General features: G+C 69.9%; 21 protein-coding genes. 10 read left to right on the top strand and 11 right to left on the bottom strand.

Annotated features, from left to right (window positions below; translation table 11 throughout):
* Positions 1–468 carry a MarR family transcriptional regulator gene (locus tag ABZX92_RS07520; protein WP_355555088.1) on the top strand — a complete coding sequence of 156 codons (468 nt, stop codon included), beginning with the start codon at positions 1–3 and terminating at the stop codon, positions 466–468.
* On the opposite strand, the gene ABZX92_RS07515 is transcribed toward ABZX92_RS07520, so the two are convergent.
* Positions 457–1,470, bottom strand: a complete 1,014-nt coding sequence (locus ABZX92_RS07515) for a DUF2399 domain-containing protein (protein ID WP_355555086.1) — start codon at positions 1,468–1,470, stop codon at positions 457–459. The genes ABZX92_RS07520 and ABZX92_RS07515 overlap by 12 nt on opposite strands.
* Positions 1,471–1,524: 54 nt before the next feature.
* On the opposite strand from ABZX92_RS07515, the gene ABZX92_RS07510 reads away from it, so the two are divergent.
* The 3 genes from ABZX92_RS07510 to ABZX92_RS07500 all read left to right on the top strand — a co-directional run bounded on the left by ABZX92_RS07510 (position 1,525) and on the right by ABZX92_RS07500 (position 3,836).
* Entirely contained in the window at positions 1,525–2,142 is a 618-nt protein-coding gene (locus ABZX92_RS07510) for a TetR/AcrR family transcriptional regulator (RefSeq protein ID WP_355555084.1), read from the top strand.
* The gene (locus ABZX92_RS07505; RefSeq protein ID WP_355555082.1) at positions 2,139–2,879 is read left to right on the top strand and encodes a maleylpyruvate isomerase family mycothiol-dependent enzyme; all 741 of its coding nucleotides are present in this window, start codon (positions 2,139–2,141) and stop codon (positions 2,877–2,879) included. Before ABZX92_RS07510 ends, ABZX92_RS07505 begins: the two co-directional genes overlap by 4 nt.
* Positions 2,880–2,942: 63 nt before the next feature.
* Positions 2,943–3,836: a hypothetical protein gene (locus ABZX92_RS07500; RefSeq protein WP_355555080.1), complete on the top strand. Its 894-nt coding sequence runs from the start codon at positions 2,943–2,945 to the stop codon at positions 3,834–3,836.
* 68 nt (positions 3,837–3,904) lie between these two features.
* Here ABZX92_RS07500 and ABZX92_RS07495 read toward each other — a convergent pair whose 3' ends face one another.
* From ABZX92_RS07495 to ABZX92_RS07485, 3 genes are read right to left on the bottom strand one after another with little or no spacing between them, the layout of a single operon-like run.
* A complete protein-coding gene (locus tag ABZX92_RS07495; RefSeq protein WP_355555078.1) occupies positions 3,905–7,933 on the bottom strand; it encodes a TIGR02680 family protein in 4,029 nt (1,342 codons plus the stop codon).
* Positions 7,930–9,120 carry a TIGR02678 family protein gene (locus ABZX92_RS07490; RefSeq protein ID WP_355555076.1) on the bottom strand — a complete coding sequence of 397 codons (1,191 nt, stop codon included), beginning with the start codon at positions 9,118–9,120 and terminating at the stop codon, positions 7,930–7,932. The genes ABZX92_RS07495 and ABZX92_RS07490 overlap by 4 nt, the downstream gene beginning before the upstream one ends.
* The gene (locus ABZX92_RS07485) at positions 9,117–10,589 is read right to left on the bottom strand and encodes a DUF2397 domain-containing protein (protein ID WP_355555074.1); all 1,473 of its coding nucleotides are present in this window, start codon (positions 10,587–10,589) and stop codon (positions 9,117–9,119) included. The genes ABZX92_RS07490 and ABZX92_RS07485 overlap by 4 nt, the downstream gene beginning before the upstream one ends.
* A gap of 72 nt (positions 10,590–10,661) precedes the next feature.
* On the opposite strand from ABZX92_RS07485, the gene ABZX92_RS07480 reads away from it, so the two are divergent.
* Positions 10,662–11,594 (top strand): cobalamin biosynthesis protein, encoded by a 933-nt coding sequence (locus tag ABZX92_RS07480; RefSeq protein WP_355555072.1) that lies wholly within the window; start codon positions 10,662–10,664, stop codon positions 11,592–11,594.
* Here ABZX92_RS07480 and ABZX92_RS07475 read toward each other — a convergent pair.
* The 4 genes from ABZX92_RS07475 to ABZX92_RS07460 all read right to left on the bottom strand — a co-directional run bounded on the left by ABZX92_RS07475 (position 11,502) and on the right by ABZX92_RS07460 (position 15,363).
* Positions 11,502–12,320, bottom strand: coding sequence for an SURF1 family cytochrome oxidase biogenesis protein (locus tag ABZX92_RS07475; RefSeq protein ID WP_355555070.1), 819 nt, complete (start codon positions 12,318–12,320; stop codon positions 11,502–11,504). The two genes, ABZX92_RS07480 and ABZX92_RS07475, sit on opposite strands and share 93 nt — an antisense overlap.
* Before the next feature lie 4 nt (positions 12,321–12,324).
* The gene (locus ABZX92_RS07470) at positions 12,325–12,873 is read right to left on the bottom strand and encodes a DUF1349 domain-containing protein (RefSeq protein ID WP_355555068.1); all 549 of its coding nucleotides are present in this window, start codon (positions 12,871–12,873) and stop codon (positions 12,325–12,327) included.
* Positions 12,874–12,931: 58 nt separating this feature from the next.
* On the bottom strand, positions 12,932–14,719 hold the full coding sequence (locus ABZX92_RS07465) for a M12 family metallo-peptidase (protein ID WP_355555066.1): 1,788 nt from the start codon (positions 14,717–14,719) through the stop codon (positions 12,932–12,934).
* A gap of 191 nt (positions 14,720–14,910) precedes the next feature.
* Positions 14,911–15,363, bottom strand: a complete 453-nt coding sequence (locus tag ABZX92_RS07460) for a low molecular weight protein-tyrosine-phosphatase (RefSeq protein WP_355555065.1) — start codon at positions 15,361–15,363, stop codon at positions 14,911–14,913.
* Positions 15,364–15,427: 64 nt separating this feature from the next.
* Here ABZX92_RS07460 and ABZX92_RS07455 point away from each other — a divergent pair, with 64 nt between their 5' ends.
* The 5 genes from ABZX92_RS07455 (at position 15,428) to ABZX92_RS07435 (ending at position 19,274) form a co-directional block, all read left to right on the top strand.
* A complete protein-coding gene (locus tag ABZX92_RS07455; protein WP_030472678.1) occupies positions 15,428–15,634 on the top strand; it encodes a hypothetical protein in 207 nt (68 codons plus the stop codon).
* Between the two features lie 37 nt (positions 15,635–15,671).
* The gene (gene cobC, locus ABZX92_RS07450) at positions 15,672–16,667 is read left to right on the top strand and encodes an Rv2231c family pyridoxal phosphate-dependent protein CobC (RefSeq protein ID WP_355555063.1); all 996 of its coding nucleotides are present in this window, start codon (positions 15,672–15,674) and stop codon (positions 16,665–16,667) included.
* Positions 16,664–17,491: a Nif3-like dinuclear metal center hexameric protein gene (locus ABZX92_RS07445; protein WP_355555061.1), complete on the top strand. Its 828-nt coding sequence runs from the start codon at positions 16,664–16,666 to the stop codon at positions 17,489–17,491. Before cobC ends, ABZX92_RS07445 begins: the two co-directional genes overlap by 4 nt.
* The gene (locus ABZX92_RS07440; protein WP_355555059.1) at positions 17,488–18,225 is read left to right on the top strand and encodes a C4-type zinc ribbon domain-containing protein; all 738 of its coding nucleotides are present in this window, start codon (positions 17,488–17,490) and stop codon (positions 18,223–18,225) included. The genes ABZX92_RS07445 and ABZX92_RS07440 overlap by 4 nt, the downstream gene beginning before the upstream one ends.
* Positions 18,226–18,293: 68 nt before the next feature.
* Positions 18,294–19,274: a hypothetical protein gene (locus ABZX92_RS07435; RefSeq protein ID WP_355555057.1), complete on the top strand. Its 981-nt coding sequence runs from the start codon at positions 18,294–18,296 to the stop codon at positions 19,272–19,274.
* A gap of 13 nt (positions 19,275–19,287) precedes the next feature.
* Here the strand turns inward: ABZX92_RS07435 and ABZX92_RS07430 are convergent, their stop codons facing one another.
* The 3 genes from ABZX92_RS07430 to ABZX92_RS07420 form a co-directional block, all read right to left on the bottom strand.
* Complete coding sequence (locus ABZX92_RS07430; RefSeq protein WP_355555055.1) at positions 19,288–20,040, bottom strand: LuxR C-terminal-related transcriptional regulator; 753 nt, start codon at positions 20,038–20,040, stop codon at positions 19,288–19,290.
* 229 nt (positions 20,041–20,269) lie between these two features.
* Positions 20,270–20,800, bottom strand: coding sequence for a DUF3455 domain-containing protein (locus ABZX92_RS07425; RefSeq protein ID WP_355555053.1), 531 nt, complete (start codon positions 20,798–20,800; stop codon positions 20,270–20,272).
* A gap of 97 nt (positions 20,801–20,897) precedes the next feature.
* Entirely contained in the window at positions 20,898–23,654 is a 2,757-nt protein-coding gene (locus ABZX92_RS07420; protein WP_355555051.1) for a BTAD domain-containing putative transcriptional regulator, read from the bottom strand.
* Positions 23,655–23,712: the final 58 nt, after the last annotated feature.

Below are 23,712 nucleotides of genomic sequence, written 5' to 3'. Positions count from 1 at the left end.
GTGACCGAGCCGATCTTCTCGTGGCTGTACGTGCAGCAGGGCGTCGATGCCGTGAAGGCCGCGATGGGGCGGCGGATGGAGGCGGAGGCCGGGTGCTCGTTGCTGGAGCACGTGGCGCTCTACCAGCTGTTCCGCAACGGCGGACGGCTGCAGATGTCCGAGCTCGTGGAGCTGCTCGACGTCAGCCCGTCCGGCATCACGCGGCTGGTCGAGCGGCTGGTCAAGCGCGGATGGGTCACGCGCGAGCAGCCACCGGACAACCGGCGGCTGGTCTACGCGGTGCTGACTTCTGCCGGCGAGGAGGCGTGCCGGGGCGTCACCGCGCGGGTGTACCGGGCGTCGGTCGCCGAGGAGTTCACCGGCCTGCTGAACGAGCGCGACCTCGCTGACCTGCGCCGGATCGGGCGCAAGCTGATGGAGGGGCACGGGCGGTGGGACGTGAAGAGGTTCGCGCCGTCAGAGGAGTGACGGCAGGACGTGCTCCTCGGTGACCATCAGGCCCGTGGTGGCCATGGTCTCGGCCAGGTGAGGATCCCAGCTCGCGGCTTCCGGCCTGGTGTTCAGAGTGGGCAGCTCGACACCGCGGGCGATCAGCGTGGCGACGGCCTCGCGGTAGTCGGCGGCGGACATCCGCCACGCGGATCCGCCGGTGTGAGCCAGGATCTCGTTCGTCGTGCGGATGCCTTCTGGCGTGAAGTCGTTGTGGCAGTGCACGATCTTGCCGTCGAGGTGGTGCTCGGCCTGCGGGGTCAGGCCGTTCGGAAGCACCATCAACGGCCCGGGCACGCCTGATTCGAGCAGGCGAGGGCTGCGCACGACGGTGATCTCCCGCGCTTCCAAGGTGTCGTTGAGGGTCAGGTAGCCCTGCGAGGTCAGCACCGGGTTGCGGTAGGCGTCGGGGAGGACGCCCGCGCCTTCCCAGTCGGTGCCCATGAGCTGCAGTGCTTTGTGGACGATCCGGGTCAGCGGCCGGCCGTCGTCCAAGTCGTTGCCCGCCAAGGCGAAGCGGGTCGTCCAGCGTCCTGGCTGGAGCCGCGCGAGGATCGCTGCGGCCTGGTTCGCGATCATCGGCAACGCGGGCTGCGGGATCTTGCCGTACCTGCGGACGTGCTCGATCCACTCGGCGGCCCACGGAGCTTGCAGCAACCCGTGCTCGCGCAACGCGAACTTCAGCACGGCGTCCGCGGTCGAGGCTTCCTCGTTCGTCGACATGCCGACCGGCCGGCCGTGCACGGACTCCAGCACCTCGGGCAACGTGCTGCCGTGGGCGCGGAGGTGTTCGTCCAGGCGCGCCAACGAGATCTGCCGGCGGGCCGGGTGTGCGATCGGCTTGCGCAGCAGTTCACCGAGGGCCGTGGCGGTGTTTTCGTCCTCGACGCGGAAGCTGAACGCCGAGCGGCCGCCGCCCTCCATCGTCTCGCGGGCGAGGCGCCAGAACTCGGCCAGCTCGGGGCGGTCGTGCTCGATCACGAGGCCAAACATAGGCCTTGACACGCGCAGGGCGTGAGCGGACCGTACCTAACCATGAGCGCCGTACCTAATCGCGATAGGCAAGCCGAACGGCGAGAGGCCACCCGAAGAGAGATAGTCGACGCCGCGTGGGAGATCGCGCGCCGCGACGGGCTGGCCGCTGTCACGTTGCGCGAGGTCGCGGCCATGATCGGGATGCGCTCACCGTCGCTGTACTCGCACTTCGACTCCAAGAACGCGATCTACGACGCGATGTTCGGCCAAGCGTGGACGCTCTTCCTGGCCGAGATGAAGGAGAACCTCGCGCTGCTGCCGGAGGCACCGCGCGAGGCGGTCCTGACGATCGCCGAGCAGTTCTACGCCTTTTCGCTCGTCAACGTCGCGCGCTACCAGCTGATGAACCAGCACGCCATCCCCGGCTTCACGCCTTCCGAAGCCTCCTACGCGCCGTCGTTGGAGGTGATGGGCCTGCTGCAGGACACGTTCCACCGGCTCGGCATCACCGACGGCGCCGACATCGACCTCTTCCTGGCGCTCGGCGGTGGGCTGCTCGACCGGCAGCTCGCGAACGAGCCCGGTGGCGACCGCTGGCTCCGTCAGCTGCCACGCGTGATCGACATGTTCGCCGACGACATCGGCCTGCCCGGACCTCCGCTGAGGAGCACACGATGACTGCCGCACTCGACACCAGACCCAGAACGTCCGCCCTCGACCGCGACACCGCGATGGAGCTCGCCAGGACCGAGTACGAACGGGTCGTGGCGCTGTTCGAAGGACTCAGTGCGCAGGACTGGGCCAAGCCCACGGACTGCCCGGAGTGGGACGTGCGCGAGATGGCCGCGCACATGCTCGGCATGGCGGAGATGTCCGCCTCGATCCGCGAGAGCGTGCGCCAGGTCAAGGCCGCGGAGAAGGCCGCCGGGGTGTTCATCGACGCGCTGACGGCTCTTCAGGTGACTGAGCGCGCGGACATGTCCCCGGCCGCCATCGCCGCCCGCTTTGCCGCGGTCGCCTCTCGCGCGGTGAAGGGGCGCCGCCGCACGCCGTGGTTCGTGCGCAGGCAGAAGATGGGCGCCTCACAGGAGATCAACGGCCGAGACGAGACGTGGTCGCTCGGCTTCCTCATCGACGTGATCATGACTCGTGACCCGTGGATGCACCGCGTCGACATCTCGCGGGCGGCCGGGGTGCCGTTGGTGCTCACGGCGGACCACGACGGCGTGCTCGTCGACGACGTCGTCCGCGAGTGGGCGGCACGGCACGGTCAGCCGTTCACGCTGAGGCTGACCGGACCTGCGGGTGGCCGCTGGGGTTCTGGCGGGCCGCAGCTGGAGTTCGACGCGGTCGAGTTCTGCCGCGCGTTGTCCGGAAGGGGACACGCCGCTCTGCAGACTGAAGTACCGTTCTAAGTGATCATCTTCTCATCTGCGTCGCCGGGGCATCCTGGGCGGCCCGACTGGCGTGTAGGGGTCATGAAAAGAATTCGGCTGCTCGCCGCAGGGGTCACCGCGGCAGTCACGGCACTCCTCCTGGCGCCAATGCCCGCGCACGCGGACCCGCGGGCCGAGATCGCCCCCGATGCCCAAGCGGCGTTCGCCGTGTTCGACCGCAAGACCGGGCGCACCACGATCGCGTGGGACGAACACAAGCAGTTCCGTTCGGCGTCGGTCGTCAAGATCCTCATCGCGCTCGACTACCTGGAGAAGCGCGGCCCTGACGCCGAGATCCCGCCGGCCGACCTGGTGCGACTGGAGCCGATGCTGAGGTCGAGCGACGACGACGCGGCTTCGGAGCTCTGGGTCCAGGAGGGCTGGGAGAAGATCGTCGAACGCATGGTCGTGAAGCTGGGACTCGAGGACACCGCACCGCCGGTCAACGTCGGGTTCTGGGGCTACACGGCACTCAGCGCGGCCGACGTCGTCAAGATCTACCGCTATGTGCTCGACCAGGCACACCCGAAGTTCCGCGACTTCATCATGGGCAACCTGCACCAGGCGACGAAGTGCGCGACCGACGGCTTCGACCAGTCGTTCGGCCTGCCGAGCGTCGTGCACGGCGAGGTGGCCTACAAGCAGGGGTGGTCGCGGTTCGGTGACACGCCGCCCAGGCCGTGTGTCGAAAAGCCGAAGCCGCCGACCTACCCCGGTGTCGGCAAGGACGGTCCGGTGGGCGAGGGGCAGCGTTCGGCCGCCGACGTCGACCTGACGCGCCCGGCGATGCACACCACCGGCACCTACGGGCACGACGACCGCAAGATCATGGTCGTGCTGACGCTGGAGCCGGTGGGCACCACCTGGGACGTCTCCGCCGATCGGATCACCAGGCTCACGCACGCCGTGCGCTTGGCGGACCTCATCTTCGACTGATCCCGCGAACCATGAACGGCTCTTTCATGGACCTCAGGTCCGCGAAAGAGCCGTTCATGGCAGCTGTTCTAGGGGTCGATGCGGTCAAGGGCGGCGCCGTCCCAGGTGGTCTGGGTGCAGGCGACGCCGCGGCCGTTCTTCGGGCGCAGCACGTCGTAGATGTGCATGCGCGGGATCTTGTCGGACACGCCCCAGCCGCTCGGCCAGGTGATCACCCAGTCCATGTCGAGGTCGACCAGCAACCCCAGCATGCGCGCGATGGTCGGGTCGTCGAGCCGTTCGAACGCCTCGTCCAGCAGCACCAGGCGCAGCGGGTCGAACTCGTCGCTCACCGCGTCGTAGAAGCTCGCCGCCGCCGCGAACAGCGTCACGTAGGAGATCAGCCGGGTCTCGCCGGACGAGAGCTGGCGCAGCCGCCGTTCGCGCGGGTTGCCGTCCGGGCCGGTGTCCGCCACGGTCACGGTGAACTGGTGCCACGTCCGGTAGTCCAGCGCCCGCGACAGGATCTCCGCGTAGCCGCCGGAGTGCGTGTCGCGCTCGTTCTCGATCCGTTCGGTGAAGACCCGGCGCAGCGTGGCGTCCTGCTCGGGCGTGCGCTCACCGAACGGCAACCGCACCAGCGCAAGCGCTTGCCTGGTCGAGTCGTCGAGGGCGCTGGACGACTTCCAGGCCAGCTTGACGTGCACGCCCTGGCTGGAACGGGCCTGGCCGAGCACCTCGTTCATGCGCTTGGTCAGGTCCTCGGCGACGGTGATCTGACCGCGCAGCCACTCGGCCAGGTCGCGGATCAGGTAGTCGGCGAAGATGCCCTGGTACTGCTCGTCGAGGAACCCGCGCTGCTCGGCGAGCTTCGTGGTGACCTGGCGGGCGGCGACGGCGACGGGCTTCGCGCCCTCCTCGCCGGTCACCGTCACGGTGAGCAGGCCCGCGTGCTGCTCGGCGGCGATGTCGTGGCTGCCGGCGAGCGAGGTCTGCAGGGCCTGGAGCTTGGCGATCACGGTCGCCTCGGTGCCGCCTCGACGGTCGCCCGCCTCGGCGATGGCCTGGCGCACCGACGACTCTTCCGGGACTTCCTGGAACGCCGCGGCCAGCAAACCGGGAGCCTTCAGCGTGGCCTGGAAGTTCGCCGTTGCACGCTCAAGGCCCTCCTCGGACTCGGCGACCTGCGTGGAGTTGGTCTCCAGCAACGCTTCCAGCTTCGCGGCCTGCTCACGCGCCGTCGTGATGCTCTCGCGCACACCCTTGAGATCCTCGCGCATCTTCTTGCGCGACTTCTCCAGCTGCGTGAGCTGCTCGCTGATCTCCTTGGCCTCACCGCCGACCGCGTCGGTCAGTTCGGCCAGCGTCCCGGCCTGGGCCGCGTAGTCGATGCACCGGGCATCGGCGTCGGCCTCCGCGGTCTGCCGGTCCGCGACGGCCTCGTGGTAGCGGTGCGAGGCATCCGTGAGGTCGGAAATCGTGCCCTGACAACGCCTCTTCACCGCGTCGCCGAGCAGGTCGGCCGTCCGCTGGGCTTCCGACGCGGCCGCTTGGGCCTGTCGGAGAGCCTCGGTGTCGGAAGGCAGGCCGGCATCGCCTGCCTGGCGGGTCAGCTCGCTCCGAGCCGCTTCCAACCGTGCGTTGGCGTTCTCCAGTGCGTCACGCAGCTCGAACGTGCGCTGCTGCGACCGGGCCGCGGACTCCTCGGCGGCCTGCACCCGGCTGTGCTTCGCGATCAGCTCGCTGTCGCCGGGGAACGCCGCGACGTGCGCCTCCCACGTGGCGACGTGCTCGTGCGCGCGGGCCAGTTCGTCCTCGGCGGTGCCGAGCTGCGCGCGCAGCTCGGCGAGTTCTTCTTCCAGGGCGGCGATTCGGCGGCCACGGGCGGCTTCGCGCGCGCCCGCACCGATGAACTCGGCCTCGGGCTTGGTCCACTGGCCGGTCAGCACGCCCGCGCGCCAGTCACCGGTGGTCGTCATGTCGTCCAGCGACACCGCGCGCAGCAGGTCCGCGACGAGCGACTCCGGCACCGGCGACCCCTCGACCGCGGGCACCAGGAACTCGGCCAGCGACCGGCCGTCGACCGCTTCTCGTGGCACGGCGAGGACATCGTTCAGGTCACTGCCTTGAGGCGTCACCCAGGCGTCGAGCAGGCCGCTCGCCTGCAGTGCCGCCTCCAGCCCGGCGCGCTCGTCGTCGTTGAGCGACGGCGCGAAGTCCACGAGCCGGTAGAAGGGTGCGCCGACAGCGGTGTCGCGCGAGGCCGACGTGTACTGGCCCGGCACCGGCACCCGCTCGTTGCCCGACCGCAGGCCAACGAGTTCTTCGTCGAGCGTGTCGAGGCGGGTGCGCAGTTCGGTGCGCTGCTGGGTGAACGCGTGCGCCGCGTCGCGAGCCGCCTGCACCAACGGGCCGACCCACTCGCGTGCGGTGCTGCTCAACGCCTTCGCCGCAGCCGGATCCGGGGTTTGGGGCAGCACCAACGCGTCTGCCGGGCGTTCGTCGAGCAGAGGCCCGCTCGACGTCCACGCGTCGACCTGGTCCAGCCAGGTCTGCACGACCTCGGCCAGCTCCTGCAGCTCCTGGTTGCGCAGCGCGGTCGACTCGGTCGCGCCGAGCTGGGCGTCGCGGGCCTTCTGGCGCAACGACTCCACCTCGCGCTGCTGCGCGTCCAACGCCATAGCTTGCTCGTGCAACGACAGCGCGAGCGCACCTCGTTGGCGCGCAAGGGAAGCGATGCCCGAGGTCTGGTCGGTCACGGACGCCAGCGCGGCCAGCACGTCCTCGGTCGCGGCGGCGGGAGGCACGCGGCGTTCGATCGGCAGCGGTCCGGCCTCGGGATCCGGCTTGGCGCGCACGGAGTCCGTGGTCACCGTGGCCTCGGCGGCCGGCACCTGCGGGACGTCCGGCGCGAGGTCGGAGTCCATGCCCGCGAGCCTGAGGTTCTCGCGCAACGGGTCGCTCAACGCGTCGGCGGCCTGAAGGTCTTCCGCCAGCCTGCGCAGCAGCCGCAGCACGTTGTCGACGGACGCGTCTTCCTGGGCGCGCTGGCGGTGAGCCGTTTCGAGGGCGGCGACGGCGGAAGAACGCTTCTCCGCAACGAGGTTCTCGCGCGTCTTGAGGTCCTGGAGATCGCGGAACGCCGGCAGTTCCTTCAGCGCCGCGATCGTTTCCTCGGCCTGTTGCTCGCCGGTCTCCATGTCGACAAGTGCCTGCTCGGAGGCCGCGCGCTCCATCCGCGTGACGTCCAGCTCCTGCGTGAGCTTCGACTGCTCGCGCCGCAGCTTCGTCACGGACCTCTCGGCGGCTTCGAGCCGTTCGGAGGCACTCCTGAGCCCGCCGAACGCGTAGTCGCTGTAGGTCTTGAGGAACGTGCTGAGAGCACTGTCCGCGGAGGACAGTCGCACGATGTTCTCGCGGATCGACTCCAGGTCGTCGAACGACGTCGCGAGCTGCTCGACCATCGTTTGGTCCAGCGGCGGCAGGGCGTCGCTGAGGATCTGCTCCAGCTGCCCTTCCAGCACCTTCAGGCCGACGTCGGGGTTGCGCAGCGTCCGCTGGAGGTGCAGCAGGTCGCCGTAACGCGCGGCGGGCACGCCGTAGACGGCGTCGGCGATCTTCGCGCGGAACGCCGGCTCCTCGAACATGCAGTCCGCGCCGATGAGATCACGCAGCTGAGCCGGGCCGTGCGGGACGCGTTCCGGGCCCGCGAGCTGCAGTTCCGTGCCGACGCGCATCGGCGTGACGAAGCGCCACGAGTCCGTGATGGCCTGCGAGGTCTTGGACGCCTTCACGCCGAGTCCGCAGGTGAGGTACTCGTTGCCGGAGTGGTCAGCGGCCTCGCGGATCAGCTCGACCCACGCGTAGCCGATGCGGTTCGGGCCGCCGTCGTAGTCGTCCAGCATGAGGCGCCGGATGCTGACCGTGTCGAAGCCCTTCGAGCCGAGCTGGCGCAGGTCGCCGTCCAGGCACAGCGGCAGCAGCAGCTCCAGCGTGCGGGACTTGCCGGAACCGTTGGTGCCCTGGAAGATCGCGCGGCCACCGGAGAAGTCGAACGTCTGCTCGGTGTACTGCCAGATGTTGACCACGCCGCCGCGGTGCAGCCGCCACCTGCTCATGAAACATTCTCCTCGTCGAACAGGGACCAGCCAGGCACTTCCGGCACCACAACGGGTTCCGGTTGTTCACGTTCGGGGTCGCCGTCGGGTTCCGGCAGCCAGCGGTTCGCGGCCGCGCTGATCGACCAGCCTTCGTCGGTCTTCACCGCGAGACCCATGCGGCGCAGCAGTTCCGTCACCTCGGCGACCAACCGGTCGAGGTCGTCGGTGAACTGCTTCGACCACGCGGCAGGGTAGTCCTCCACGAGTTGGGCGCAGACCTCGCGGATCCGTTCGGTGGCGACGACGTGTCGTGCGGGCGGGTCCTCGGAGTCGTCCTCGACCAGGTCGGGCAACGCCAGCAGGGCGATGCGCGCGACCGTGGAGACGCCGGGGAACGACAGGTCGGTCAGGAAGTCCTCAGGGTCGGCGGCGAGCACGCCCTCGACGCGGCACTCGGTGTAGAGACCGAACGCCTGCTCCAGCAGCGCGGTTTCCTTGCGCTGGTTGCGCCTCAGCCACTCGGCTTGCTCGTCCGGCAGGTCCGCGTAGAGCACGAGCGGCGTTTCGACGAGCTTGCGCCGGACCGCGTGCTCCGTGCCGCGGGGGCCTGGCCTGGCGGCGAGTTCGATGAGGTGCTCGGGGCTCTGGGCCTCGCCGACCGGGCCGGTCACGAGCTGGCCCAGCAGGTCGGTGTCGATGGTGATCAGAGCTTCCTGGGGGAGCACGTCCTGCGCGACCGAGCCCTCGGTTTCCATCAGCACGCCAAGGGAGACGAGGTGGCGGAGTGCTGCCGTGAGCGCTCGCCGTTCGGTGACGTCGTCCGGTGCGTCGATGCCTGCTTCCGCTGCGGCGGAACGGATGTCGGCCACGAGCCTGGACAGCAGCGTCTGGCGGCCGATGCCGGTGAGGACGGCGAGAGTGAGCGCCAGGTAGGCGTAACCGCGCGGGGACATGCTGAGCACGCCGCGGGTGTCGTCGTGGCCCGGGCCGGACTTGTAGAGGCGGGCGAACCGGCGCTCCACGACCAGGCGGTAGCCGAGCAGGCCCGCGAACAGGTCCTGGAGCACCACGCGGTGCCGGTAGACGAGGCTGAGCAGTTCGCCGTCCGGGCCGTCACTGCGCAGGAGCGGCCTGCGCAGCAACGTGCGGGCGCACCGCACCACGTTGGCGGCGTCGATGTCGGAGAGGTTGTCCAAGTGGTTCATTGCTTCAGGGCCACCGTCGCGTCGTGCAGGGTGAGCGTCCCGGCGGCGGAGCGGATCTGCGTCGTCGTGCCGTGGGCGATTTCGAGTTTGAGGCCGCGCACGGGGTCGCTGGCCGATCCGCTGTCGTGCGGCGAGTCTCGCTGGGCCATCGCGAGCGTCAGCAGCTCGCAGAAGACCTCCAACGCGCCGTGCGTGAGCGTGGTGTTCTCCAGGTTTCCGGCGGCCTTTGTGAGCTCCGAGACGTGCCTGGCGCGGATCTCGTCGGCTTCCCGCGCCTCCGCGAGCAGCGACTGCTCGGTCATCGGGTCGTCGAGAATCCTGGACGGCTTGCCGCGCGCGCCGCGGTCGCCTCGGGTCCGCACCGACACCGTGACGTCGCAGGCCGGGCCGTCGCGCCACGGGGTGCGCTCGTTGTCCGAGTCGTGCTCCGGAGCGGGGGAGAGGTGCCGGGAGCTGTAGAGCCCGAACGCCGACGCGTAGATCTCGTGGGCTTCCTCTCGGGTTGAGCTGTCGAACCAGCCGGCGAGTTTGAGCAGCTCGGCGCGCCTGCCGGGAAGGAGGCCGCCGCCGGACGTCGCTCGCTTCACGCTGGCCAGCAGGCTGCCGATCGCGCGTGCGGTGGCTTCGCGGAGAGCTGTCACCTGGCTCGGACGGCCTGGGCGGTCGACGAACCAGTCCGTGAGCTCCTGCCAGTCCTCCGGCGTGCGGCCGCGGGCGCGTTCGACGCTTGCGCCCAGGTCGGTGCTGAGCAGCCGCAGGAGTTCGGTGCGGGCCTTGGTGAAGCCGGCGAGGGCTTCGGCGATCGGGGGCGTGTACTTCAGAACGTCCTCGACGACGCGCTGGATGTACTCGACCAGCAGGTTCCGGAAGCCCGCGATCTCCTCGGGCGCTAGGTGGTTCCTGGTGACGACCTGGCCGAGGTAGGCGTAGAAGTCGCGGACCGTCGCGGCCAGTTCGGCGTGCTGCAGGAACAGGGTGGTGACGCGTTCGGCCAGGAGTTCCTTGGTCTTGTCGCCTTCGTTGAGCAGCGCTACCGACAGGCTGCCGCCCAGTTCGTTGAGGCCGCGTTCGATGGCGGGGAGCAGCTCGCGGGAGACCTCGCGGGCGCCTTCCGGGACCCTGAGCAGCTCGTCGACGTCTCGCTGGACGCGGACGGCGAGCTTCGAGACCTGGTACCTGACGCTGCCGTGCTGGAACTCGGCGATGCTGGCCGCCACGACCTCCCTGCGGCCCTGGACGAGATTGCCCCACTCGACCAGCTGCTTCAGCCGGTTGATGACGTTCTCGATGCGGCTCTCGCCCTGTTCGACCCTGCCCTCGCGCTCCTGGCCCGCCAACGCGCCGGCGACCTCGCCCGCGGACAGGTCGGCCAGCAGCGTGGAGGTGAACAGCCGCATGATCGCCAGGTACGTGCGCTGATGATCGCGCGCGTCCAGATAGGCGTACAGCTTCAGCCGCTTGTGCTCCACGACCGGCCACCCTAATGCGCGCGCCGCTGTGCTGCGGCGCTACCGTGCCTTCGACGAGCTGGGGAGGATGCCGTGGGCGCGGGTCGCGCGTTGGGGTTGTTGCTGGGCGTGGCGGCGGACGCGGTCTTCGGTGATCCGCGCCGATTTCACCCGGTAGCGGCATTCGGATCCACTGCTTCGGCTCTCGAGAAGCGCTTGTACGCCGACTCACAGGCCGCCGGTGTCGCTTATACGGCCGTGCTGGTCGGCGGAACCGTGGCAGCTGGTGTCGCTGTTGAGCGGCTGGCCCGGCGGCACTGGCTTCTGCAGACCTTGACCACGGCCGTGGCGACCTGGACCGTGCTCGGCGGCAGCTCGCTGGCGGGTGAGGGCACCTCGATGGGCCGCGAGCTGGCCGATGGTGACCTCGAGGCAGCTCGTTCGCGGCTGCCTTCGCTGTGCGGCCGGGACGCTTCCCGCCTGGACACGCTCGGTCTGGCGCGGGCGACCGTCGAATCCGTGGCCGAGAACACCTCGGACGCCGTGGTGGCGCCGCTGTTCTGGGGTGCCCTTTTCGGCGTGCCCGGTCTGGTGGGCTACCGGGCGGCCAACACGCTGGACGCGATGGTCGGCCACAAGTCGCCGCGCTACCTGCGGTTCGGCTGGGCGTCCGCGCGCCTGGACGACCTGCTGAACCTGCTGCCGTCGCGGTTGGCTGCTGTGCTGACCGTCGGTGGCGCGCCGGTGGTGGGCGGCTCGGCTTCGGCGGCTCTGGAGACGTGGCGCCGCGATGCCTCAGCGCACCCGTCGCCGAACGCCGGCCAGGTCGAGGCGGCTTTCGCGGGTGCTCTGGAGATCCGCCTGGGCGGCCGGACCGTGTACTCGCACGGTGTCGAGGAGCGCCCGGTGCTGGGCCACGGCCGCAACCCGGACTCAGGTCACGTGACGCGTGCCGTGGAGCTGTCCCGTGTCGTCGGCTTCGGCGCCGCTCTCGTCAGCGCCGTCGTCGCCTTCTTCCGCAAGTAGCTCGGCGATCGACTTCCGCTTCTTGGTGTTCTCGTAGAGCACGCCACCCGGCCGTGCCTCGCGAATCGTGAAGTACAGCCAGCCGCCGACCGCCATGACCCCGAACGCGATCCACTGCAGCGCGTACGAGAAGAACGGCCCGCTCTCGATCCGCGGGAGGGGCAACGTGTCGAGCGCGCCCGGCTGGTTCTCGATGAGCTGGAAGTAGCCGGGCTCGATGTTCGCGCCGACGGCCTTGTTGTTGATCGAGTAGATCTGCTTCCTGCCGTCCTGCTCGAACGCGGGCTGCTCGTTCGACTCGTTCGGCCTGGCCAGGCCGATGATCGTGACTTCGCCTTGTGGGGGTGCGTCGAAGTTCGGCGGCTTGATGCCGTTGACCGGCCGCACGTACCCGCGGTCGATGAGGACGGTCTGGCCGTTGGTGGTCTTGAACGGTGTGATGACCTCGAACGCGGCCTCACCCAGGACGGTCCGCAGCCGTGCGAGCGCTTCCAGTTCCGGGACGTAGTGGCCCTTGATCTCGACCTTCTGCCACTCGTCGTGCTGCGCGCCGAACGGGACCGGGTCGCTCTTGAGCGACTTGGTGATGGCGGCGTTCTGCGCCTGGCGCTCGTCGTTGCGGCCGAACTGCCACGGGGACAGGAAGTAGACGCAGGCGCCCGCGAACACCCACACGGCCAGGGTCAGCGCCAGCCAGCCCGGCTTGAGGAGGAACTTGAACCGCACGACCTCACGGTAGTTGCGTGAGCCGGACCTCGTGGAACTGGGTCACGAACCCCTCACCGTGCGGGCTGGCGGCCATGATCCCGACGAACGCCTCGGTCGACGGCGGGAAGTAGGCCTTCCGCATCATCACCGTCGGCTCCGCGCCGTCCAGCCCGTACTTGACGACCACCGCGTCGCCCTTGCGCTCCGCAGTCACCGTGAACGTCTCGAAGGCGTCGACCACGGCCAGGTTCCAGTCCGAGAACCCACGGGCCACGACCGTGCTGGCCTGCCGCTTCCCGTCGAACACCTCGACGCCCGCCTTGATCCAGTTCTCGTCGTCGATGACGAGACCGATGCCCGCGTGGTCGTACTGGGCGGGGAAGTCGCCGCTGAACGTCGCCGTGACGGTGAAGTCGCCGGCCAGCCGCACACCGTAGACGTGACCGTTGGTGTGGATCTCGCCGTTGCCGGTGAGGCGCCAGAAGTCAGTCTTCGGTTCGGCGTGCACGGTCAGGGGATCGGTCGACCAGTTCCGCGGCTCGTTCAGCCACGTCCACCCGGAGAGGTCCATGAACGCCATCGTGGCACGGCCCTGCGGAACGATCGGCGTTCCGCAGAGCCGCGAACACTCACCTGGTCAGGGTGAAGTGGGCGATCAGGTCGGTCCGAAACCCGTCGAGGTTGAACTCCAGCGGAGCAGTGGTGTCGATCGACGAGCCGTCGAGTTCCCAGTGGTCCATCTTCCAGCCGGGCAACGGTACGGCCACCGCCTTGATGTCGACGCCGTGGCCGTAGGTGTGAAGGGGCGAGTCGTAGCCTTCGGGCTCGACATCCGGATAGAGAAGTATCGAGCCCCCTTCGCCAAATCGGTTGCCCTTGACACGTGCTTCGAGCACGACCGCGTCGACGCCCGGCACGAAGTGCGCGGTCACCGAATGGGATTGGCACATCGACACCGAGAGCTCAGGCTTTCGGTGTTCGCTGTCGGTGCCGTCGATCGTCCAATGGTCGAAGACCCAGCCCGGTGCGGGCTTCGCGGTCAGCGTGGCTGACGTGCCCGCCGCGAACGGGCCGGTCGACCCGACGACCTCGCCGGCTCCTCGCGGGGACGCGGACAGCGTGAGTGCGTGCTGCGCGGGGGCGGCCGGGTCGACCCGGTACTGGGCGAGCACCGGGGCGGTGAGGTTCAGCACTCTGGCCGAGTTGGCCGCGTTCGGCTTGCCGAGCCTGACTCCCGTCGGAACTTCGTTGTAGCTCAGGTCCGGGTTGGAGTACCGCATGATGCCGACGCAGCCGTAGCAGGCAGCCGGGTAGGTCATGATGTCGTACCAGTTCCCGCCCACGCTGAAGTGGCCGCGGTTGTCGAGGTAGGCGGTACCGCGGCGGGCCGAGGCGCTGTCGGGCAGCGTGTAGTAGTCGTGGTCGAGCCCGAAGTTGTGGCCGAGCTCATGGGCCATGATCCGCCTGACGTTCCACAACGAGGACGCGCCGAACGCGAGTCCGTCCGTCTTGGCCGTCCCGGCCATCGACGGCTGGCTCGGCTTGTCGCCGACTCCCGCTGCTTTCGCCGACTGGGGCTGCGACACCACGATGTGCACCAGGTCCGCGTGGTGCTCGTCGCGCAGCGCGGGCACCTGGCGGAACGCCGGATCCTCGGGGTCCTTCAGCCTGTCCCGCGCGGTCTCGACGTCCTCAGGCCTGTCGCAGGACGCCAGGCCCGCCGGACAGGAGTTGTACTCGGTCGCCTCGAACGTGTGCACCAGGCGCACCTGGGCGGACACGTCGCTTTCGGTCAGCGCCTTGTTCATGGCGGCCACGGCTTCGGAGATCGCGGCATCGATCGGTTTGGCGTCGCAGTCGGCGGCGCGGGCTTTGGTGCATGCCTCCTGCTTGGCCGCCGGGGTGTAGGCGACCATCACCGTCACCTCCGAGATCGCCTTGGCCGGATCCTCGGCCGGCTTCGTGAGGCGACGGACCGGGGCAGGAGCGGGTCCGTGTTCGGCACCTGTCTGCCGCACCACCGCCTGTCCGCGCCCGGCGCCAGTGATGTCGTACTTGGTCGCGCCGCGGTCCACCGTGCCGGACAACGCGGCAGAGCCGGTGTCACCGCCGCAGACCCCGGACACCGCGAAGGTGACGTCGTGGTCCGGTTCACCCGTGACGTGCCCGCTCCAGGTCAGCACTCCGATGTCGTTGACAGCGACTTCGTCGGCGGTCGCCCGCACCGAGACACCGGGGAACAGCGCGACCTCGCGCTCGTCCGGTGCACCGGTGCGGGGTGAGCAGAGCCCTGCGAACGACGACGGGTCCAGCTGAGTGGTGCCCTGCCGGACGACCTGGGGCGCCGCGGCCTCCTGGACGGCGGCCTGACCGCTGGAGATGTGGAATCCTGCCGCGAGCGTCAGAGCCGCTGTCACGCCTGCGATCCGACGACTGGGTCTCACCATGCCACTTCTCACTTTCCGTGATGAATTGGACACGGCAAGTATTGGGCGGCTGGTCGGGGACCGCAGATGACCTGCGGTAGCCCGGTCGATTGCTTTTTGACCGCGTCGCCGGGCGGTGTCAAGCCACGAGGGTCACGCCTTGCTGAAGATTCGCTGAGGCTTCAGAGCTGTTCGCGCACCCACGTCAGCATCCCCGGCATCGCCGCCTCGATCATGACCAGCACCTCGTCGAACCCGGAAGGGTCGCCGTAGTAAGGATCCGGCACGTCGACGCCATCAGCGTCGGGATCGAAAGAGCGCAACAAACGGACGCGATCAGGATCCGCCATCCGGCGCAACGCACGTGCGTGTCCGGAGTCAAGTGCGATCAACAGATCGGCGTCCAGATGCGACGGACCCACCTGCGCGGCCACGTGCGAGGTGGGATATCCGTTGTCCGCCAACGTCTTCAGTGCCCGCGGGTCGGCCGGGTCGCCCACGTGCCACCCACCGGTCCCCGCGCTGGACACGGTGACGAAAGACGACAATCCTTCGCGCGACAGCCATTCTTCGAAGACGAGCGCTGCCATGGGGGACCGGCAGATGTTGCCGGTGCAGACAAAGGCGACCTTCACACGCCACACGGTAACGCTCAACCGCTGTCGCAAGATGTACGGACAAACGACATGGAGGCCGCCCATGCAGACAGGTACCGACGTGCCCCCGCAACGGGAGATCATCGGGTGCACCGACGCCCTCGGGCGCCGTCGCGCGTTCGAGGTGTACCTCAACGAGAAGGGTCGCGTCTGCTTCCGCACCCCGCCCGGTGAGTCGGCGCAGCTCGACGCTTTCCAGCTGGACGAGCTGATCAGCCACCTGACTGAGCTCCGCCGCTACATGCAGTGACGCGCCCGTCTGAGCTGGTCGCCTAGAATCAGCCGCGATGACCAGCCCAGACCTGCGCCACCACGGTGACGTCGACGCCGCACCGGGCCTCGCCGACTTCGCCGTCAACGTGCGGGTGCCGCGCCCGCCGCGTTGGCTGCGCGACCGGCTGGCCGCGGCGCTCGACGACCTCGGGCGTTACCCCTCGAAGCAGGCCGAACGAAGAGCACGTGAGGCCGTCGCACGCCGTCACGGACGCTCGCCCGACGAGGTTCTGCTGCTCAACGGTGCCGCGGAGGGCTTCGCGCTGCTGCCGAAGCTCTCCCCGCGCCGCGTCGCCATCGTGCATCCCGGGTTCACCGAGCCCGAAGTGACCTTTCGCGATGCCGGAATCCCGATCGACCACGTGCTGCTCGACGGCGACTTCCAGCTGCGGAACACGCACGTGGAAGCCGATCTCACCGTCATCGGCAACCCGACGAACCCCACCTCGGTGCTGCACGCCGGAGAAGCCCTCAAGGCCCTGCCCGGCAAGCTCGTCGTCGACGAGGCGTTCATGGACGCCGTGCCGGGCGAACCGGAGTCGCTCGCGCACGACCCCGACGTGCTGGTCCTGCGCAGCCTCACCAAGACGTGGGGCCTGGCGGGGCTGCGGGCCGGTTACTTCCTCGGCGACCCGGAGACGCTCGCGAAGCTGGCCCACGGACGCCCGCACTGGCCCGTCGGCAGCCTGACGCTCGAAGCGATCACCGCGTGCTGCGAACCGGAAGCGCTCAACGCCTCCGCGCAGTTCGCGAAAGAAGCCGAAGCGCACGCCGCCTACGCGGTGCAGCAGCTCGAAGACCTGGTCGTCGTACCGCCGAAAGCGCCGTTCGTGCTGATCAGGGTGCCGAGAGGCACGCGTGAGGCGTTGCGGGACAAGGGGATCGCCGTGCGCAGGTGCGACACGTTCCCCGGCCTCGACGACACGTATCTGCGCGTGGCGATCCGGCCGCCGGAGGAGTTCGCGGTGTTCGTGGACGCGTTGCGCGTCGTGATGGAGGAACTGGCGTGAAGCTCGCCGACGTGATCGTGGCGCTGGAGACCGCGTATCCGCCGAAGACCGCCGAGAAGTGGGACGCGGTCGGCCTGGTCTGCGGTGATCCGGACGAGGAGGTCACGAAGATCCTCGTCTGCGTCGACCCCACCCGGTCCACTGTGGACGAGGCGGTCGAACAGCACGCGCAGCTGCTGCTCGCCCACCACCCGCTGCTTCTGCGCGGCGTCAACGGTGTTCCGGCCGACGAGCCCAAGGGTGCGTTGGTGCACAAGCTGATCCGGAACCGCGCCGCCTTGTATTGCGCCCACACCAACGCCGACAGCGCCCTGCCGGGTGTCTCGGACGCGCTCGCCCAGGCCATCGGACTGACCGTCCTGAGCCCGCTCGAAGCGGCGGAGCCGGGCGGCGACACCGGATCGGGCCGCATCGGTGAGCTCCCGGAAGCCGAACCGCTGCGCGTCTTCGCCCAGCGCGTGGCCGACGCACTGCCCGTCACCGTCCAGGGCGTCCGCGCCGCCGGCGACCCGGAACGCCTGATCAAACGGGTCGCGGTGTGCGGCGGCGCGGGCGACAGCTTCCTCGCCACCGCGGCCGGTGCGGGTGTCGACGCCTACGTGACCGCCGACCTCCGCCACCACCCGGCGAGCGAGCACATCGAGTCCGGTGGGCCCGCGTTGGTGGACGTGGCGCACTGGGCCAGCGAGTGGCCGTGGTGCGAGCAGGCGGCGGAGATCCTGCGAGCGGCCTTCGGCGGTAGGGTCGAGGTACTCGTCTCCACCCGGCGGACCGATCCGTGGACCGTCGGTGCGACGAGCTCAGCAGCAGGAGGACATGCGTGAAAGCCGATCCCGCAGTGCAGCGCAGGCTGCTCGACCTGGCCCAGGTCGACGCCGAACTGGCGCGCGTGACCCACCGTCGCCGCACGCTGCCGGAGATCGCGGAGATCGCCGAGGCCGAGCAGCAGGTGCGCGCGAAGCAGGACGCGCTGGTCGCCATCGAGACGACCCTCGGCGACCTGGACCGCGACGTGAAGCGCCAGGAGACCGAGATCGACCAGGTCCGCGCCCGCGAGGAACGCGACCGCAAGCTGATGCAGTCCGGCTCGGTCGGCGCCAAGCAGCTCACCGAGCTCGAACACGAGCTCGCCACCCTCCAGCGCCGCCAGGGCGTTCTCGAAGACGACCTCCTGGAGCTGATGGAACGCCGCGAGGCCGTCGAGGCCGACGTCTCCTTCGCCCGCGTGGAGCTCGACAAGTCCCGCGAGACCCACGAGGACGCCACCCGCCGCCGCGACGCCGCACTGGCCGACCTGGAGGCGACCGAGACGCGTCGCACCGCCGACCGCTCGACGATGACCAAGGGCTTCCCGGACGACCTGCTGAAGGCCTACGACCGCCAGCGCGAGCAGCGCGGCATCGGCGCCGCGCTGATCCAGTCCCGCCGCTGCGGCGCGTGCCGGATCGAGCTGGACCGCAACGCCGTCTCGAAGCTCAAGGACGCCGCGGCCGACGAGGTCGTGCGTTGCGAGGAATGCGGCGCCATTCTGGTCCGCACCGCGGAATCGGGTCTCTGAGCGTTTGTAGGGGACGTGTAGAGAGGCTGGCTAGCTTCCTCCCGTAAATCGTATTTCGGGAGGTAGACGTGCTGCGCAACACCTTGTCCCTGGCCGCCGCCGTGGCGATGCTGGCCCTGGCCGCTCCCACGGCGTCGGCGGCCACCAGCGTCAGTTTCACACCGCAATCCGTCCTCGGCCCCGGCGTGCCGAGAGACGGCAGCCGCACCGACCAGAACGTCGTGGCGCTCGGCTCGGTCACGCTGGACCTGACCGCCACCCAGTCCGCGCAGGTCGTGTCGGTGATGCGGGTGAACTCCGCGACCATCCGCACCCTGTTCGACAACGAGATCGTCTGCTCGTGGGCGGGCGGGAGCAAGAACGCCGTGCTGGGCCAGAACGTCTACCACAAGGGCAGCGGCTCGCCCCAGTGGGAAGACCTGACGCTGACCACGAGCCAGCTCGTCCACCCCGGCGTCGCCGCCCGCGTCACCTGCACCGCGTACATCCGCACGGCCTCGCTGGGCTGGGACGACTCGACGGTGAACCTGGTCAGCGGCTCCCTGCGCAGCACCCCGATCGCGGGCAAGGCGATTCAGGCCGCGGTGCCGGTCACCGTCCCGCTCGACGCGCAGAACCCGATCACCCGGCAGCCCGCGGTCCCGATGTTCGACGCTCCGGCCAAGACCCTCGACGTGGTCGCCGACACCGAGTACATGGTCTGCAACACAGCCACGCCGTGCGACAAGACGAAAACGTCCAAAGCCGCTTTCACGCTCATCGTGAACCAGTGGAAAGCCGACGGAACGCTGTGCCAGACCGACTCCGTGGCCGCTACCCCCGACACGCCCTACTGGGTGCACCACGCCGTAGTCCCGTTGAAGATGACCGGGTTCACGGTGAAGACCGACAACGGCTGCATTCCGCGCTTCAACGCCTACGTGCTGGTGAAGTGGCTGTCCGGTGAGACCGGCGCCGTGCAGGGCGTGGCGGCCAACCTGACCGACGCGCGCGGCTCGGCAGGCCGGCACAACTCGGACATGAGCGCGATCTACGTGGTTCCCAGGTAGCCACCGCTGCGGATCAACCGCGGTGGATGAGGCCCAACTGCTGCGCGCGCAACACGGTCGACACGCGATCGTTCGTGCCGAGCTTGCGGTAGAGGTTCTCGCGGTGCTTGTTGGCGGTGCCGGGCGCGATCTTGAGCCGCCGCGCGATCGCGGTCGCCGTGAGGCCCTCGCACATGAGCGTCAGCACGGTGAGCTCGCGAGGCGTGATGCCATGTGCGGCGGGGTCGGTCCCGCCGGACACCTTGCGAGACCGTCGCAGCTGGCGGTGATGCGCGTCCGCCCGCAGCAACAGCGGCTGCACGCGCCGCAGGTACGCGCGCTCTCTCCGGTCGAAGTCACGCCCGGCCCGGCCGAGCAGGATCGAGTGGAGCACGCCCGCCGGCGCGCCCAGCGGTAGCGCGATGTTGTGCGTGGCGCCGGTGAGCGAGTGGACGCTGTCGTACACGCCCGTCTGCCGCCAGACCCGCTGGCTGACGAAGTCCGTGACGGCGAGCGGCGTCCGGTCGCCGGTGGAGACGTAGTGGCGGGCGAGCACGTGTTCCGGCGCGTACTCGGTGAGCAGGTCGTTCAACGGCAGCTCGCCGATGTGGTGCGGCGCGAAGGCGGTGATCCGGCCGGCATCGGCGAGGATTCCCATGCAGCAGTCCAGCGCGTCGGCCAGCTCCGCCACGACCATCGGCCAGGGCGGCTCGCCACCGGGATCTTCGAGCAGTGCGACGGCGAGGTCGAGCATCCGTTCGTAGTCGCGGGCGAGCAGGTCGGACATGCGCACGAGTATGCCGATCAACGCCCGCGACGAACATGCGGGCCCAGCCCTCAACTAGCGGTTGGCACAGCCGGTGCGGGCGGGGCCATACGCAGACTTTCCCCTGACCCGCGAGGCTCGGCTCGACCATGCTCACGGGCGCCGGAAGCCACCGAGGGGGTGGGGGCGCAGGGGCGGGTGCGCGGCGGCATCCGCCCCTTCGGTCAGTCAGCTCTTCGGTGTGTCAGCCTTACGGCGTGGCGACCCAGAACGTGTAGTCGGCCGTGTAAGGGATCGACGCGGTGGCACCGTCCTTGCACGCGCCGGTCGGCGAGACACCTCCGGTGGTGTTCAGCCGCTGGACGAAGGTGACCTCGCCGAGCAGCCCGGGAGCGCGGTTGGCGGTGGCCCTCAGCAGCACCTGGGGAATGGCGAGCGGCACCGGTGAGCTCGCGACGGCCGCCGCGGTGACCGAGCTGCCGTCCACGACCGAAGTCCACACGGGCCCTCTGCTGTGCAGCACCACGGCCCGCCCGTAGCTCTCCAGGATCGCGTCGGGCTGCAGGAAGCCCCAGGAACCGTTGGCGCACTGGTAGGTCTGGACGCCGTGCGCCTGCAGTACGGCGATCTGTCTGTTGCCGGCCGGCACCTTGATCGCGTCCGGGACCTGCGTCGCGGAGGTGTTCGGTGCGCCGCCTGCCGGTGCGGTGGCGGCCACGAGCCCCACCGCTGCCATCGCGGCGACGGCCAGCCCGGCGGCGATTCGTTGGATGTTCGTCATTTCCCCCTCTTTCGTCTGGATCCTCGATCCGAGACGGGCACCGTGACACGGAGGGCTGACGTGGTTCGGAAACGGCGCTGAAACCCGCTGCTGAAACCTACTGGGGTCGTTCGTCGGCGTGGAGCTTGGCGCGCAGCCGGTCGGCGTCGGGGTGGGCGAGGTCTTCCAGGATCGCGAGGGCTTCCCGCCAGGCCTCACGTGCCGCGCCCGGCTGACCGGCTGCCTGCCTGGTGTCGCCGAGGTTTCCCAGCGTCGCGGCCACCTCGTAGCGGTCGCCGAGGTCCCGGTACAGGTCGAGTGCGCGCTGGTAGCTGTCGATCGCCTTCGCGTGGTCACCGAGGTGGTGGTAGGTGTAGCCGAGGCTGTCCCAGGCGCCGGCCTCGCCGTCCTGGTTGCCGAGTTCCTGTTGCAGGGCAAGGGCTTCGCGGCAGCATTCGAGCGCTCGCCGATGGTCGCCGAGGTCGACGGACGCCATGCCGATGTTGTTGAGCGCGAAGGCCTGCCCGCTCTGGTGGCGCACCGACCGGTACAGCTCCAGTGCCCGGCACGTGTGGTCGAGCGCCTCGGCGGTGCGGTCCTCCTGCGTGAGGATCCGGCCCAGGTCCAGGTGGATGTCGGCCCGGTTGACCGGGTCGTCGTCCAGCGCGAGGGCCAGCCGCAGGTGCTCGAACGCCTCCGCGGAGTGCCCCAGTTGCAGGTGGGGCCAGGCGAGGCACCGATGGGCCGCCGCCTGGGCGACCGGGTCCGCCAGTCGCGTGGTCGCCTCCACCGCGAGCTGCCAGACGGCGGCCCAGTCGTGCCAGTGCCCCTGACGGTTGAGATAGGTGTGCGACGACCAGGCGAGCCACCAGACGTGGTGGTCGAGGCCCTGGCCCGCGGCCTGGCGCACGGCGGCGAGCAGGGTCGCGTGCTCGGCGGTGAACCACGCGAGCGCCACGTGGTGGTCGGCGAGGCGCTCCACCTTCACGCCGTGCTCGGGCTCGGTCAGCGGGAGCGGGCCTCGTTGCGGGCTGAGCAGCCTGGCGGCGTGGTGCGCGGTGTGCAGGTAGTGGTCGAGCACGCGGCGGATCGCGGCGGCGCGCTGCTCGGCGGAGTCGGTGGTGTCGGCGAGTTCGGTGGCGTAGACGCGCAGCAGGTCGTGGAAGGTGAACCGGGCGGGTGCGTGCTCCACGAGCAGATGCGCGCGGGCCAGCTCCGACAGCAGGTGCCGCGTCTGACGCCCCGGCAGGCCGCTGAGGCTCGCCGCCGCCGCGACCGACACGTCCGGTCCGCCGTGCAGTCCGAGCAACCGGAACAACCGCGCCGCGTCAGGTGTGAGCGTGCGGTACGACCAGGAGAACACCGCGCGCACGTCCGCAGCGGGGTCACCACCCGCGAGCGCGTCCAGCCGCTCCCGGCTGTCACCGAGCTCGGCGGCCAGCGCCCGCAGGCTGAACTGCGGATGGGTGGCCGCGCGGGCAGCCACGACGACCAGCGCGAGCGGAAGCCGCACGCACAGGTCGCCGATCTCGTCGGCGGAGTCCGGCTCGGCGGCGATCCGGTCGGCACCGACCCGGAACGCCAGCAGCTGCCGCGACTCGCCGGTGGTGAGCAGCCCGAGCGTCAGCGGGCGCGCACCCTCGACCCCGACCAGGCCGGACAGCTGATCCCTGCTGGTCACCACCACGACGCTGCCCGGCGCACCGGGCAGCAGAGGCCGCACCTGGCCTGCGTCGCGGGCGTTGTCCAGCACGATCAGCATCCGCCGTTCGGACAACAGGCTGCGGAACAGGGCCGCCCGCGCGTCCACGTCGTCCGGAACCTGTTGCGGTGACACGTCGAGCGCCTGCAGAAACCCCAGCAGCGCATCGGCCGGGCTGGTCCGCGAGCCGCCGGGGTCGTACCCGTGCAGATCCACGTACAACTGCCCGTCGGGGAACGCCCCGGCCACCCGATGCGCCCAATGCACCGCGAGCGCGGTCTTGCCGACCCCCGCGGATCCTGCCAGCACCGCGACGACAGCCGTGGACGACACCTCCGGCAGCGCGTCCAGCCAGGCGATCTCCCGCGCACGCCCGGCAAAGCCCCGCACCTCCCGCGGCAGCTGTGCCGGCACCTTCGGCCGCGTGGTCAGCCGCACCGGACTCAGCTCGGCGTCCTGGCGCAGGATGCCCGCCTCGAGATCACGCAGCGCCGCACTCGGGTCGATGCCGAGGCTGTCGGCGAGCGTGGTCCGCAGCCGGCGGTAGACGCCCAGCGCGTCCGTCTGCCTGCCGCTGCGGTACAGCGCGAGCATGAGCTGGGCGTGAATCCGCTCGTCCAGGGGCTGTTGCTCGGCGAGCTGTGTCAGGTCCGGCACGAGCACCGCGTGCTCACCCAGTTCCAGCCGGACCTCCAGCAGCGCCCGGACAGCCTGCGACCGCAACTGCTCCAGGCGTCCGGCCTGCCCCTCCAGCCACGCGAGCCCGGCCACGTCCGCCAGCGGCGCACCACGCCACAGCTCCAGCGCGGTCCGCAACCGCTGCGCGGCGGCCGCTCCGTCCTGCACCCGCATGCCCTGGCGGATCAGGCTTTCCGCGTGCTCGACGTCGGTCCCGTCGGAACCCAGGTCGAGCAGGTAACCAGGCGGTCGCGCGACGATCGACGTCTTGTGCCCCAACAGCTGACGCAGATACGACACGTGCCGCTGCAGCGTGTTCACCGCCGCCGAATGCCCGTCGTCACCCCAGACGCCCTCGACCAGCCGCTCAACGCTCACGACCTGGCCGTGGTGCAGCGCCAGGACGGCCAGCAGGGCCTTGCGCCGCAAGCCCCGAACCGGCCGCGACTCCCCGTCCACCACTACATCGATCGGTCCGAGCAACCGAACCCGCACGTGGTGCGCTCCCCTCGCAGCCCGAACCCTCGAGGGTAGTCCGCGGGCGCGGTGCTGT

This window comes from Lentzea sp. NPDC006480 (assembly GCF_040611995.1).
Lineage (GTDB): Bacteria > Actinomycetota > Actinomycetes > Mycobacteriales > Pseudonocardiaceae > Lentzea.
This window is presented reverse-complemented; position numbering and strand designations above follow the sequence as displayed.

Bases quoted from the DNA above. Each gene is read 5' to 3' on its own strand.
- ABZX92_RS07430 (WP_355555055.1), bottom strand. From the start codon at position 20,040: ATGTCCGACCTGCTCGCCCGCGACTACGAACGGATGCTCGACCTCGCC.
- ABZX92_RS07495 (WP_355555078.1), bottom strand. From the start codon at position 7,933: ATGAGCAGGTGGCGGCTGCACCGCGGCGGCGTGGTCAACATCTGGCAG.
- ABZX92_RS07510 (WP_355555084.1), top strand. From the start codon at position 1,525: ATGAGCGCCGTACCTAATCGCGATAGGCAAGCCGAACGGCGAGAGGCC.
- ABZX92_RS07470 (WP_355555068.1), bottom strand. From the start codon at position 12,873: ATGGACCTCTCCGGGTGGACGTGGCTGAACGAGCCGCGGAACTGGTCG.
- ABZX92_RS07455 (WP_030472678.1), top strand. From the start codon at position 15,428: ATGCAGACAGGTACCGACGTGCCCCCGCAACGGGAGATCATCGGGTGC.
- cobC (WP_355555063.1), top strand. From the start codon at position 15,672: ATGACCAGCCCAGACCTGCGCCACCACGGTGACGTCGACGCCGCACCG.
- ABZX92_RS07490 (WP_355555076.1), bottom strand. From the start codon at position 9,120: ATGAACCACTTGGACAACCTCTCCGACATCGACGCCGCCAACGTGGTG.
- ABZX92_RS07500 (WP_355555080.1), top strand. From the start codon at position 2,943: ATGAAAAGAATTCGGCTGCTCGCCGCAGGGGTCACCGCGGCAGTCACG.
- ABZX92_RS07505 (WP_355555082.1), top strand. From the start codon at position 2,139: ATGACTGCCGCACTCGACACCAGACCCAGAACGTCCGCCCTCGACCGC.
- ABZX92_RS07425 (WP_355555053.1), bottom strand. From the start codon at position 20,800: ATGACGAACATCCAACGAATCGCCGCCGGGCTGGCCGTCGCCGCGATG.